11 protein-coding genes are annotated in these 13,556 nt (G+C 61.1%); 8 read left to right on the forward strand and 3 right to left on the reverse strand.

The window, feature by feature from the left end; genetic code table 11:
* Positions 1–80 precede the first annotated feature (80 nt).
* The 3 genes from AC0Z5Z_RS16980 to AC0Z5Z_RS16990 all read right to left on the reverse strand — a co-directional run bounded on the left by AC0Z5Z_RS16980 (position 81) and on the right by AC0Z5Z_RS16990 (position 4,088).
* On the reverse strand, positions 81–2,249 hold the full coding sequence (locus tag AC0Z5Z_RS16980) for a TonB-dependent siderophore receptor (protein WP_485611380.1): 2,169 nt from the start codon (positions 2,247–2,249) through the stop codon (positions 81–83).
* A 267-nt stretch (positions 2,250–2,516) separates the two neighbouring features.
* Positions 2,517–3,356 (reverse strand): glutathione-dependent disulfide-bond oxidoreductase, encoded by an 840-nt coding sequence (gene yghU / locus AC0Z5Z_RS16985; RefSeq protein WP_423518970.1) that lies wholly within the window; start codon positions 3,354–3,356, stop codon positions 2,517–2,519.
* A 228-nt stretch (positions 3,357–3,584) separates the two neighbouring features.
* On the reverse strand, positions 3,585–4,088 hold the full coding sequence (locus tag AC0Z5Z_RS16990; RefSeq protein WP_082530268.1) for a cupin: 504 nt from the start codon (positions 4,086–4,088) through the stop codon (positions 3,585–3,587).
* Between the two features lie 180 nt (positions 4,089–4,268).
* Here AC0Z5Z_RS16990 and AC0Z5Z_RS16995 point away from each other — a divergent pair, with 180 nt between their 5' ends.
* From AC0Z5Z_RS16995 to AC0Z5Z_RS17030, 8 genes are all read left to right on the forward strand, one after another.
* A complete protein-coding gene (locus AC0Z5Z_RS16995) occupies positions 4,269–6,056 on the forward strand; it encodes a thiamine pyrophosphate-requiring protein (protein WP_041478664.1) in 1,788 nt (595 codons plus the stop codon).
* 10 nt (positions 6,057–6,066) lie between these two features.
* Positions 6,067–6,804: a DUF72 domain-containing protein gene (locus AC0Z5Z_RS17000; RefSeq protein WP_485611381.1), complete on the forward strand. Its 738-nt coding sequence runs from the start codon at positions 6,067–6,069 to the stop codon at positions 6,802–6,804.
* 74 nt (positions 6,805–6,878) lie between these two features.
* On the forward strand, positions 6,879–7,766 hold the full coding sequence (locus tag AC0Z5Z_RS17005; RefSeq protein WP_056785150.1) for a Dyp-type peroxidase: 888 nt from the start codon (positions 6,879–6,881) through the stop codon (positions 7,764–7,766).
* Between the two features lie 9 nt (positions 7,767–7,775).
* Positions 7,776–8,741: a Gfo/Idh/MocA family protein gene (locus tag AC0Z5Z_RS17010; protein ID WP_442101731.1), complete on the forward strand. Its 966-nt coding sequence runs from the start codon at positions 7,776–7,778 to the stop codon at positions 8,739–8,741.
* A gap of 216 nt (positions 8,742–8,957) precedes the next feature.
* Entirely contained in the window at positions 8,958–9,710 is a 753-nt protein-coding gene (locus AC0Z5Z_RS17015; RefSeq protein ID WP_236169017.1) for a GntR family transcriptional regulator, read from the forward strand.
* On the forward strand, positions 9,707–11,437 hold the full coding sequence (locus AC0Z5Z_RS17020) for a fumarate reductase/succinate dehydrogenase flavoprotein subunit (RefSeq protein ID WP_485611382.1): 1,731 nt from the start codon (positions 9,707–9,709) through the stop codon (positions 11,435–11,437). The genes AC0Z5Z_RS17015 and AC0Z5Z_RS17020 overlap by 4 nt, the downstream gene beginning before the upstream one ends.
* 27 nt (positions 11,438–11,464) lie before the next feature.
* Positions 11,465–11,710: a 4Fe-4S dicluster domain-containing protein gene (locus tag AC0Z5Z_RS17025; RefSeq protein ID WP_003225615.1), complete on the forward strand. Its 246-nt coding sequence runs from the start codon at positions 11,465–11,467 to the stop codon at positions 11,708–11,710.
* Positions 11,711–11,921: 211 nt separating this feature from the next.
* Positions 11,922–13,346 (forward strand): ABC transporter substrate-binding protein, encoded by a 1,425-nt coding sequence (locus AC0Z5Z_RS17030; protein ID WP_485611383.1) that lies wholly within the window; start codon positions 11,922–11,924, stop codon positions 13,344–13,346.
* Positions 13,347–13,556: the final 210 nt, after the last annotated feature.

Genomic DNA, 13,556 nt, shown 5'->3' on the forward strand with positions numbered 1-13,556 from the left:
GACATGCCTAATGAACCTGCAAAAAAGGGCGCCGGGAAAACTCCCGGCGCTCTGTGTGGTGCTTGCTGAGCGCTATCGCCTCAGAACTTGTACTTGGCCGTCATCATGTAGCTGCGCGGGGTGCCGTAGTTATCGGTCGAGCCCCAGGTCACGTCGGTGCCGATGGAGGAATAGTACTTGCGGTCAAAGATGTTGTTGGCGTTGACCTGCAGGTCGAGGTGCTTGTTGACCTCGTAACCGGCCATCAGGTCGGTGACCGCGTAGCCGCCCTGTTCGAGACGATAGCTGCCGCCGTTGGCCAGAGCGATGTCGTTGTACATGCGGCTCTGCCAGTAGACGTTGCCGCCCACGCGCAGTTTTTCCAGCGGGCCTTTGAAGCGGTACACGGTGGAGACCTTGAACAGGTGCTCCGGCATGTCAGTGTCGAATTTCTGGTTATTGTTGGCCGGGTTTTCGTCCTTGATGTAGTGGGCGCGGGTGTAGGTGTAGCCGGCGCCGACTTGCCATTGCTCGGTCAGCGCACCTTGCAGTTCCATGTCCACGCCTTGGGCGCGAACTTTGCCGGAGGTTTCGTAGCAGGTCAGTTCCGGGCAGCCGAGCTGGGTCGCCGCCTGGGTGGCGCGGTTGGTCTGGTCCATCTGGAACACCGCCACGCTGCCGTTCAGCGCGCCGTTGAAATATTCGCCCTTGATTCCGACTTCGTAGTTTTCACCGACGATCGGCTCGAGCACTTTGCCGCCGAGGTCCTTCTGGGTTTGCGGGGTGAAGATATCGGTGTAGCTGGCGTAGACCGAATGATGGTCATCGAGTTTGTAGATCAGGCCGGCGTAACGGGTCAGGTTGCGCGTGACCTTGAAGTCGCCGTCGGCACTGCGATCGTCGTAGTCATACCAGTCCAGGCGGCTGCCGAGGATCAACGTCAGCGGGTCGGCCAGGCTCAAGCGCGTGGTCAGGTAAACCGCGTCCTGGGTGGTGACGTTACGCGACTTGCCACTGCGCACGAAGTCAGGCTTGGGCGCGGCGATCGGCAGACCTGTGTCGTAGGGCGAGTATTCCTTGGTGGTGGCGTCGTACACGCGGTTGCTGGCGCCGACCACCAGTTCGTGAGTGCGGCCGAACGCTTCGAACGGGCCGCTGGCGAAACCGTCGAAGGCGCGTTGCTTGTCGGTGTGGTGCGATTGGTAGGCGGTGGTTTCCAGCGGGCCGTCGTAACGCGACAGGTACGTGCCGGAGAATTCGCCTTCGGTTGTCGAAGTCGAGCCGCCGAGGTGCAGTTTCCAGTCATTGGCGAAACGGTGTTCGACTTCACCGAACACGGTGTCGACCTGCAGCTTGCGGTTTTCCCAATCGGTGCCCGGGTAGGTGGAGCGGGGCAGGTCGAGGTGGTGGCCGTTTTCGCCGATCGGCAGGCCGCCCCAGAAATAGTTGGTCTGATCGTTCTGCCGGGAGAAACCGAGGGTCGCGGTGGTGCTGTCACTCAGGTCGGCTTCACCGATGGCGTAGAACAGGCCGTGATCGTTTTCTTCCTTGTCGCGGAAGCTGTCCGCGCCCTGATACGACGTCACCACCCGGCCACGCAGGGTGCCGCTGTCGTTCAGCGGGCTGGAGGCATCGACTTCGCCACGGTAGTCATCCCAGCTGCCGGCGGCGCCGGTGAGGGTTACGCGCTGATCAGCGGTTGGACGCTTGCGCACCATGTTGATCGCCGCCGACGGGTTGCCGGCACCGGTGACCAGGCCGGTCGCGCCACGGACGATTTCCACGCGATCAAACATCGCCAGGTTCGGTTGCACCGCCAGGGTGTACGGCGAATACGAGCTGGGCAGGCCGTCGTACATGATGTTGTCGATGTCGAAACCGCGCGCCTTGTAAGTCTGCCGGCCCGGGCCGCTGGCCTCGCTGAGGAACAGCCCCGGCGTGCCGCGCACCACGTCGTTGACGCTGGTCATGTTCTGGTCGTCCATGCGCTGACGGGTGATCACCGTCACCGCCTGCGGCGTTTCGCGCATGGTCAGCGACAGCTTGGTCGCGGTCTGCATCGGGCCGGTGGTGTAGGACTGCGTGTCTTCGGTGGTGCTGCTCATCTGCGTAGCGCCGATTTCGGTTGCTTGCAGTTCCAGCGGGCCATTGGCGGGCGCAGTGGCTGCGGTTTCTTCAGCCAACGCAGGAGCGATGCTGGCCATGCCGATGGCGAGTGCGAGGAGGTTAGGTGAAAGGTTCGAGCGGCGGTGAATGGTGTGAAACGACATCTATCTGCTTCCCCAAGATTTACCCAAACGAAACTAATGCGAGTGAATGTAAGAATTATTCGCATTAGTATGTCGGAAGTTTCCGGGGGAATAAACCCGTACGAGTCAGTTAGTTAATGATTTTTTCACAATTGGATTGATGGCCTTCGGACGCAAATGTGGGAGCGAGCCTGCTCGCGAAGGCGGTGTGTCATTCAACAGATGCGTTGTCTGATACGACGCTTTCGCGAGCAGGCTCGCTCCCACAGGGTTATGCGGTTTTTGCTATCAGTCCAGATCCTTCGCCTCATGCCGCTCCGGCACCTGACTGTCTTCATCACCCCAGGTGCGATTCACTCGCTGCCCACGGATGACCGCTGGCCGCTTGGCGATTTCTTCCGCCCAGCGCTGCACATGGGTGTACTCGTGCGCGGCGAGAAATTCCGCCGCCGAGTAAACGTTGTTGCGCACCAGTTGCCCGTACCAGGGCCACACGGCAATGTCGGCGATGGTGTAATCGTCGCCGGCCAGATAGGCGTTGTCGGCGAGACGGCGGTTGAGCACATCCAGCTGCCGTTTGGCTTCCATGGTGAAGCGGTTGATCGGGTATTCGAGCTTCTCCGGCGCATACGCGTAGAAATGCCCGAAACCGCCGCCCAGGTACGGCGCCGAGCCCATTTGCCAGAACAGCCAGTTGAGGGTTTCGGTGCGACCGGCCGGATCCTTGGGCAGCAAGGCGCCGAACTTTTCCGCGAGATACAGCAGGATCGAGCCGGACTCGAACACCCGGATCGGCGGCTCGACGCTGCGGTCCAGCAGCGCCGGGATTTTCGAGTTCGGGTTGACCTCGACAAAGCCGCTGGAGAACTGATCGCCTTCGCCAATGCGGATCAGCCACGCATCGTATTCGGCCTCGCTGTGCCCGAGTGCGAGCAACTCTTCGAGCATGATGGTGACCTTGACGCCGTTGGGCGTGGCCAGCGAATACAGCTGCAACGGATGCTTGCCGACCGGCAGTTGCTTGTCGTGGGTCGGCCCGGCGATCGGCCGGTTGATGCTGGCGAAGTGGCCGCCGGAAGGGGCTTCGTGTTTCCAGACCTTGGGCGGAACGTAAGACGCATTGCTCATGAAACGGACCTCGTCGATGCTGGGAGAGAACAGGTAGACACCGTAGGGAAAATTTCCGGCGGGTGCCAGCGGTGAGTGCGGTTATTCATATTGAATGATGTAAACCGATCTGCCGCCTTCGCGAGCAGGCTCGCTCCCACAGGGTATGTATTGGACAGAGAAACAGGGTTCACCCGTATTCATTGTGGGAGCGAGCCTGCTCGCGAAGCGTCGGCAGGGTCGCCGCGCCTAATGGCTCCAATACCGCCCAACTGCACCCCCGACTCCCTGCACCGGATCTGTCTCAGGAAACGCCAGCCCCGCGATCTGCGCCAACTGCGCATCACTCGGCGCGGCCCGGCAAATATCCGCCTGCTGCCCCGGCGGATAAGCACCCACCACGAGAAAATCCTCACTCGATCCCAGATTGCAGTGCCCGGTTCCGGCCGGCAGCAACAGCACATCCCCGGCGCTGACGTCGACGGCTTGCCCGTCAGGCCCGCCCAACATCAACCGCGCCTGACCGGCCGCCACGCCAAGCACTTCGTGGCCTTCAGTGTGATAGTGGTGATAGTCATAAATGCCGTAGCGCCACTGCGCCGGCCAGCCATTGGCGCCGAAGGTTTGCTCGAAGCGTGCCGCCGGATCGTCGCCTTCAACGGCAATCGCGCTGCGGTAGATCAGCACTGGCAGACGCGGATTGTTCGGCACCCAGTCATTGCGTTGCAGCAGCAGGGTTTGTACTTCAGTCATGGCCCATCCTCCTTCGATCATTTCTCAATCGACCACAGAGCAGGGCGCACGCCTCAAAAAATCATTTCCGCGCAAACACGGCGCCGAAGTTGATGCCCGGACAATCCAGCGAAACTTCATCGCGCAGCGGGCTGTCCAGACCCTTACATGTCCATGCAGCGGTAAATGGCGAGGGTCAAGATGACGATGACAGTTGGTGATTTTCTGGTTGAGCGGCTCAGCGAATGGGGCGTCACGCGGATTTTTGGTTATCCGGGGGATGGCATCAACGGCGTGTTCGGCGCCATGAGCCGGGCCAAAGGCAAGATCGAATTCGTTCAGGCACGGCACGAGGAAATGGCTGCGTTCATGGCCTCGGCCCACGCCAAGTTCACTGGCGAGCTGGGCGTCTGCATCGCCACCTCGGGTCCCGGCGCTTCGCACCTGATCACCGGCCTCTACGATGCGCGCATGGACCACATGCCGGTGCTGGCCATTGTCGGTCAGCAGGCGCGTACAGCGCTGGGCAGTCACTACCAGCAGGAGCTGGATCTGGTGTCGATGTTCAAGGATGTCGCCGGTGCGTTTGTGCAGCAGGCTTCGGCGCCGTCGCAAGTGCGCCATCTGCTTGATCGTGCGGTGCGCACTGCGGTCGGCGAGCGCCGCGTCACCGCGCTGATTCTGCCCAATGACTTGCAGGACCTGCCTTACGAACAACCGGCGCGCGCCCATGGCACCGCGCATTCCGGCGTCGGCTACAGCAAGCCGAAAGTCGTTCCTTATGCAGCCGATCTGCAACGCGCCGCCGAGGTACTGAATAGCGGCGAGAAAGTCGCGATTCTGGTCGGTGCCGGTGCGCTGGAGGCGACCGATCTGGTCATCGCTGTGGCAGAAAAACTCGGTGCCGGTGTCGCTAAAGCCTTGCTTGGCAAAGCGGCACTCCCCGATGACTTGCAGTGGGTGACCGGCAGCATCGGCCTGCTTGGCACCGAGCCCAGCTACAAGCTGATGAGCGAATGCGACACCTTGCTGATGATCGGTTCGGGCTTCCCGTATTCCGAGTTTCTGCCCAAGGAAGGCCAGGCGCGCGGGGTTCAAATCGATCTGCAGCCGGACATGCTCAGCCTCCGCTATCCGATGGAGGTCAATCTGGTCGGCGATTCAGCGGAAACCCTTGCCGCGTTGCTGCCCTTGCTGGAACAGAAAACCTCGAACAAGTGGCGCAAGAAGATCGAAGGCTGGCGCAGCAGTTGGGAGAAAACCCTGGAAAAACGCGCCATGGCCAAAGCCGATCCAGTCAACCCGCAACGAGTGGTCTACGAGTTGTCACCGCGCTTGCCTGAGCAGGCAATCATCACTAGCGATTCCGGCTCCTGCGCCAACTGGTTCGCCCGTGACCTGAAAATCCGTCGCGGCATGAAATGCTCGTTGTCCGGTGGTCTGGCCTCGATGGGCGCGGCGGTGCCCTATGCGATCGCGGCGAAATTTGCTTACCCGGAACGCCCGGTCATTGCCCTGGTCGGCGATGGCGCGATGCAGATGAACAACATGGCCGAGCTGATCACTGTCGCCAAATACTGGCGACAATGGCAGAGCCCGAAATGGATCTGCGCGGTGTTCAACAACGAGGATCTCAACCAGGTCACCTGGGAGCAGCGGGTGATGGAGGGCGATCCGAAGTTCGAAGCGTCGCAGAGCATCCCGGACGTGCCGTATCACCTGTTCGCGATTTCCATCGGTCTGAAGGGCATTTTCGTTGATCGCGAGGAAGAGGTCGCCGCTGCGTGGGAACAGGCACTCGCCTCGGAAGTGCCGGTGCTGATCGAGTTCAAGACCGACCCGAACGTGCCGCCGCTGCCACCGCACATCAAGCTTGAGCAAGCGAAGAAATTCGCCACGACCCTGCTCAAGGGCGATCCGGACGAAGCCGGGGTGATTGTGCAGACCGCCAAGCAGGTGTTGGGCGCCGTGTTGCCCGGGAAGAAATGACGGTGTGCGCTTGAACGAGTCAACCATCTACATCGGTTGCGCCGGCTGGAGTCTCGGGCGCGAGCACTGGCCGGCATTCCCCGCCGAGGGCACGCACCTGCAACGCTACGCCGCGCGCTTCAACTGTGTGGAGATCAACAGCTCGTTCTACCGCCCGCATCGGCGCCAGACCTACGAGCGCTGGGCCGACTCGGTGGCGCCGGACTTTCGCTTCGCCGTGAAAGTGCCGAAGCTCATCACCCATGAACAGCGGCTGGCGGACAGCGCGGCCGCGCTCGATGAGTTTCTCGGGCAATGCCAGGGCTTGGGTGATCGACTCGGTTGCCTGCTAGTGCAACTGCCACCGAAACTTGCTTTCGATGCTCCGGTGGCCGAGGCGTTTTTTCGTGCCCTGCGCGAGCGGTACAAAGGCAGTGTGGTGCTTGAGCCACGACACGAATCGTGGACTGAGGCAGAGGCAATGCTGGTGGATTTGCAGATTGCCCAGGCAGTGGTCGATCCCTCGCGGATCAGCAGCGACACCGCGCCGGGTGGATGGCAAGGCCTGCAGTATTGGCGCCTGCACGGCTCGCCACGGATTTATCACAGCGCTTATGAAGCGGCTTATCTGCAACAGCTCGCTCAGAACCTGCGGCGCGCGAAGGCCGACGGCAGAGACATCTGGTGCATCTTCGACAACACCGCCAGCGGTGCCGCCACCGCCGATGCGCTGGCATTGAGGGCGTTGATCGAAGGCGGTGAACGCTGAACGACGACGCTCTCGTTACCCACACAAACGATCCGGCTACAGGTAAACTCCGCGCACTTTTTCAAGGAGTTCACATGAGTTACTACCAGCCGGGCATTCTCGCTACCCCTGTTCCTGCGCAAGCACGTCATCTGTTTTTCGCCCTGGCGTCGGTTGAAGCCTTGCCGCAGGCGATCGACAACCTGCTGATGCTGGTGGATGGCAAGTCGGCGGTGGTTGGCTTTGGTGAGTCGTTGACCAAGGCGCTGAACGTAGAGATCGATGGCCTGCGCAGCTTCCCGGCGCTGACCGGAGTTGGCGTGAATAACCCGTCGACCCAGCATGCCCTGTGGATCTGGCTGCACGGTGTTGACCGTGGTGAGCTGCTCAACCGCTGCAACGCTATCGAAGCCGCGCTGGCCCCGGCCTTGCGTCTGGTCGAGATGCAGGAAGCCTTCCGCCACATGGACGGCCACGACCTCACCGGTTACGAAGACGGCACGGAAAACCCCCACGATGACGCCGCTGTCGCCGCCGCACTGCTAAGCAGTGGTGCTGATGGACTGGTCGGTGGCAGCTTCGCCGCGATCCAGCAATGGCAGCACGACCTCAAGGGCTTTCATCGCCTGTCTGCCGGTGCCAAGGACGACATCATGGGGCGGCGCTTGAGCGATAACGAAGAAATCGACGACGCGCCGATCTCCGCCCACGTTAAACGCACCGCGCAGGAAAGCTTCGCGCCGGAAGCGTTCGTCGTGCGCCGTTCGATGCCGTGGATCGAAGGCGATCGTGCCGGTTTGATGTTCCTCGCTTTCGGTTTCTCCCTCGATGCCTTCGAAGCGCAGCTGCGCCGTATGAGCGGTCTGGAAGACGGTATTGCCGATGGCTTGTACCAGATCAGCCGACCAATCACCGGCGGCTACTACTGGTGCCCGCCGCTCAAGGACGGACGCCTTGATCTGCGCGCGCTGCGCATCGGCTGAGGACTGAAGATGAACGTGGTGCGCTGGGGCATGATCGGTTGCGGTAGCGTCGCTGAACGCAAGAGCGGGCCGGCCTTTTACAAGGCGCCCGGTTCGGCGCTGATTGCGGTAATGGGCCGTCGCCTCGAAGCGGTGACCGACTACGCTGCGCGCCACGGCATTAGTCGCGTCTACACCGATGTCGATGCGCTGATCAACGATCCCGAGGTGGACGCGGTGTACATCGCCACGCCGCCCGACAGCCACCATGCCTACAGCCTGAAAGTCGCCGCCGCCGGCAAGCATTGCTGCGTGGAAAAGCCCATGGCGCTCAACGCCGGGCAAAGCCGCGAGATGCAGCAAGCGTTTGTCGCTGCCGGTCTGCACTTGTTCGTCTCGTATTACCGCCGCTCGCTACCGCGCTTTGCCCAGGTGCGGCATTGGCTGGAGGAGGGCCGCATCGGTGATGTCCGGCATATGAGCTGGACGCTGACCAAAGCGCCGTCGCCGGCTGATCTTGAGGGTCGCGATAATTGGCGCACCGACCCTGCGGTGGCTGGCGGCGGCTACTTTGCCGACCTGGCCAGCCATGGCCTGGACCTGTTCCAGTATCTGCTTGGCGACATCGTTGAGGTCGCCGGTTTCACCGCGCGTCAGGCGGGTCTGTACGCCGCCGAAGATGCGGTCAGCGCCACGTGGCGGTTCGCTTCCGGAGCGCTGGGCATGGGCTGTTGGAACTTTGTTGCGGACCGCCGTGAGGATCGCGTCGAGATTATCGGCAGCAAAGGGCGGATCGGGTTTTCGGTGTTTGATGAACATCCGGTGCAGCTGTTTGCCGACGAGCAGATCAGCCTGGAGATTGCCCATCACGAGCATATCCAGTGGCATCACGTGCTGGGGATGAATGCGCATATTCGGGGTGATTCACAGCACCCCGCCGTGGCCGAGCAAGCCGTCAAGACCGACTGGGTCATGGACCGGATACTCAAACGCTGAATAGCTCACGATCCCCTGTGGGAGCGAGCCTGCTCGCGAAAGCATTCTGTCAGTCAGTATCTTGGGTGACTGACACACCGCTTTCGCGAGCAGGCTCGCTCCCACAGGTTTTGCCGGCGCAACACGCATCTAAGGTTATGCCCAAACAATATTTCTCAACCTCGTCATCACATCTCTAAGATCACGTCATAACTCGTTATGACAAGTGATTCCGTGATGACCGATAACGTTCTCTCCCTCAGTAGCGTTCCGCTGCACACCCAACTGCGCGACGTCCTGCGTGCGCGGATTCTCGACGGTGAATACCCGCAAGACAGTCAAATGCCTTCCGAAAGCGAGCTGGGTGCGCTGTTCAAAGTCAGCCGCATCACCGTGCGCCAGGCCTTGGGCGATCTGCAGAAAGAAGGGCTGATCTTCAAAATCCATGGCAAGGGCACCTTTGTCGCCAAGCCGAAAACCTTTCAGAACGTCAGCAGCCTGCAAGGCCTCGCCGAGTCGATGACCGGGCGCGGCTACGAGGTGATCAACCGCCTGCGCAGTTTCAAATTCATTCCGGCCGACAAGCGTGTGGCCGAGCGTCTGCAGGTGGCCGAAGGTGAGATCGTCGCGCAGATCAAACGCGTGCGCCTGATCAACCGCGAGCCGATCTCGCTGGAAATTACCTACCTGCCCAAAGCCGTCGGCGAACGGCTGGAGAAGGCTGATCTGGTCACTCGCGACATCTTTCTGATTCTGGAAAACGACTGCGGCATCGCCCTCGGCCACGCCGATCTGGCCATCGATGCGGTGCTGGCCGACAGCGACCTGACCCAGGCACTCAGCGTCGAAGCGGGCTCGCCGATCATGCGCATCGAGCGCCTGACCCACGATGCCCACGGCCAGCCGCTGGACTTCGAACACCTTTATTACCGTGGCGATGCGTTCCAGTACCGCCTGCGGATCGACCGGCAAAAAGGGGAGCAGGCATGACCCGCAACGTTCTAGAACAGGAATACGACATCGTCGTGATTGGCGGTGGTACGGCCGGGCCGATGGCGGCGATCAAGGCCAAAGAGAACAACCGCGATTTGCGCGTTTTGCTGGTCGACAAGGCCAACGTCAAGCGCAGCGGCGCGATCAGCATGGGCATGGACGGCCTGAACAACGCGATCATCCCCGGCCACTCGACGCCGGAGCAGTACACCAAGGAAATCACCATCGCCAACGACGGCATCGTCAATCAGGCGGCGGTCTACGCCTATGCGACGCACAGTTTTGAAACCATCGAACAACTCGACCGCTGGGGCGTGAAGTTCGAGAAAGACGAGACCGGTGACTACGCGGTAAAAAAGGTCCACCACATGGGCGCCTATGTGCTGCCGATGCCGGAAGGGCACGACATCAAGAAAGTCCTGTATCGGCAGTTGAAACGTGCGCGGGTGAGCATCACCAATCGCCTGGTCTGCACGCGTTTGTTGACCGACGAGGAGGGCGCGGTCAACGGAGTGATGGGCTTCGATTGCCGCACCGCCGACTTCCATGTGATCAAGGCCAAAGCAGTGATTCTCGCCTGCGGCGCGGCCGGACGCCTGGGTCTGCCATCGTCTGGCTACTTGATGGGCACCTACGAGAACCCGACCAATGCGGGCGACGGCTACGCGATTGCATATCACGCCGGCGCCGAACTGGCCAATCTCGAGTGCTTTCAGATCAACCCGTTGATCAAGGATTACAACGGCCCGGCCTGTGCCTACGTCACCGGCCCGCTGGGTGGCTACACCGCCAACAACAAGGGCGAACGCTTCATCGAGTGCGACTACTGGAGCGGACAGATGATGTGGGAGTTCCATCAGGAACTGGAGAGCGGCAACGGTCCGGTGTTCCTCAAACTCGATCACCTGGCCGAGGAAACCATCCAGAACATCGAGGAAATCCTGCACAGCAATGAGCGCCCGAGCCGTGGCCAGTTCCACGCCAACCGTGGCACCGACTACCGCACGCAGATGGTTGAAATGCACATTTCGGAAATCGGCTTTTGTAGCGGCCACTCGGCGTCCGGTGTGTGGGTCAATGAGCGTGCCGAGACTTCAGTGAAAGGCTTGTATTCGGCCGGCGACATGGCTGCGGTGCCGCACAATTACATGCTTGGCGCGTTCACTTACGGCTGGTTCGCCGGGCACAACGCCGCAGACTTTGTCGCCGGCCGCGAGTTTTCCGCACTGGACAGCGAGCAGATCGCCAAGGAAAAAGCCCGGGTCTACGCGCCGCTCGACCGCGAACACGGCCTGCCACCGGCGCAGGTGGAATACAAGCTGCGCCGCTTCGTCAACGACTACCTGCAACCGCCGAAAGTGACCAAGAAGATGCAGATCGGCCTGCAGCGTTTCAGCGACATCGAGCACGATCTCGAGCAGATGAAAGCCAACAACGCTCACGAACTGATGCGAGCGATGGAAACCAGCGTGATCCGCGATTGCGCCGAAATGGCCGCCCGCGCTTCGTTGTTCCGCGCTGAAAGCCGCTGGGGCTTGTACCACTATCGCGTCGATCACCCGCAACGCAACGACGCCGAGTGGTTCTGCCATTGCCATCTGAAGAAGGGCGAGGACGGGCGCATGACCAGTTTCAAGAAAGCCGTCGAGCCTTACATCATCCCGCTCGATGCCGAAGAAATGCAGGCCTATGACCGCCTGCGGGTCGGCGCCTTCGCCGCTTGATGCATCACTAGAAAGAGAGTCCGAACCATGGCTTATCAAGCTCAGGAAATCTTCTTCCGCTCCAACGCCCCGGTCACCGTGGACGAGGACAAATGCATCGCCGAAAAGGGCTGCACCGTGTGCGTCGACGTCTGCCCGATGGACCTGCTGGCGATCAACCCGGCCACGCAAAAGGCCTACATGGCGTTCGATGAATGCTGGTACTGCATGCCGTGCGAGAAGGATTGCCCGACGGGGGCCGTCAAAGTCGACATCCCCTATTTGTTGCGTTGACCCCAAATCCATTGTGGGAGCGAGCCTGCTCGCGAAAGCAATCGTTCGTTCAACAATGATGGTGACTGACCCGCCGCCTTCGCGAGCAGGCTCGCTCCCACATTGCAATTGTGATTATCCAATAGCCATCCGGTGAACCCCGGACGCTGAATGCAAAACACCCCTCGTTTCCCACCGCGCCCTGATCGCGGCGGAGACGAACTTCAAACAAATGATTCGAGGGGAAACACTCATGTTGCGTGCAGCACTTGCCGGTCTGGTACTGGCTTCATTCACCTTGTCGGCCTCGGCCGAAACCATCCGCATCGCCATCGGCACTCAGGACACCACCATCAACTGCGCCGCTGGCGGGTTGTTGATCAGGGAACTGGGGCTGCTGGAAAAATACCTGCCCCACGATGGCGCCTACAAAGACGCGAAGTACGACGTGCAGTGGAAGAATTTCACCAGTGGCGCGCCGCTGACCAACGAGATGGTCGCCGGCAAACTCGACTTTGGCGCCATGGCCGATTTCCCCGGTGCGTTCAATGGTGTGGCGTTCGAAACGGCGGGCAAGCACAGCCTGTTCATCAGCGTGCTGTCGGGCAGCATCAAGGGCAGCGGCAACGGCATCGTCGTGCCGAGCGCTTCGGCCGTGCAGAGCTTGAGTGAACTCAAGGGCAAAACCATTTCGGTGCCGTTCGCCTCGACGGCTCACGGCATGTTGCTGCGCGCCGTGGCAGAGCAGGGCTGGGACCCGCTCAAGGATGTCAACATCATCGCCCAGCCACCGGAAGTCGCCGGCTCGGCATTGCAGGCCGGCAAGATCGACGCCCACGCCGATTTCGTGCCGTTCGCCGAGCTGTTCCCGAGCCGTGGTTTCGCCCGCAAGATCTACGACGGCGCCCAGGCCAACGCGCCGACTTTCCATGGCGCACTGGTGGATCAGGCCTACGCCAGGAAGTACCCGGAAATCGTCGTCGCCTATTTGCGCGCGAGCATCGAAGCCAACCAACTGCTTGCCGCCGAACCCGAGAAGTACAGCGAACTGATCGCCAAAGTCACCGGCGTCGATGCCGAGGTCAACTACCTGTTTCACGGCCCGCTCGGCGTACAGACCCGCGACCTGAGCTGGAAACCTGAATACCGCCAGGCTGTCGGTACCGCCATCGATACCTTGAAGCTGCTGAAGAAAGCCGATCGCGGGCTCGACCTGAACAGCTTCATCGACGACCAGTACATCCGCGCCGCCTTCAAGGCTGCGAACCTCGATTACACCGCGCAACTGGCCAACTACGCGCAGACGCCATTGCCGGGCGTGGATGCGGCGACGGGCAGAGCCATCACCGACGTCAGCCATGTCGCGGAAATCTGGGTGCGTGGCGAGGAAAAAGTCCGCCGTTATGGCTCGGCTGAAGCGGCCTTCACCGCGTTGGCAGGGTTGAAGCAGGAGGGCAAGAACATTCGTGCGGTGTATGCGCAGGCCAGTGACAGCGGGATCAAGTTGTTCGCCGAACAAGCGTGGTTTGCCAGCGACGCCAAGGGTCGCCTCAGCGCATTTCTGCTCAAGGGCCAGGCCCAGCAATACGCTGCGGCGCAGGGTGGCAAGGTGTTCGACTTTAGCGATGCCACTGCGCAGGTTGTTGCTGCGCGCTGAAGATCAAAAGCCCCTCACCCTAACCCTCTCCCAAAGGGAGAGGGGACTGACCGAGTTGTTGGTGAGAGATACGCCGACGTGAAGTACCGAGTCGAACTGAGGTCTGCAAGCGCTGAGATCAAAAGCCCCTCACCCTAACCCTCTCCCAAAGGGAGAGGGGACTGACCGAGTTGTTGGTGAGAGATACGCCGACGTGAAGTACCGAGTCGA

Source organism: Pseudomonas sp. 1L-E-NC-VB-C3 (assembly GCF_057291535.1).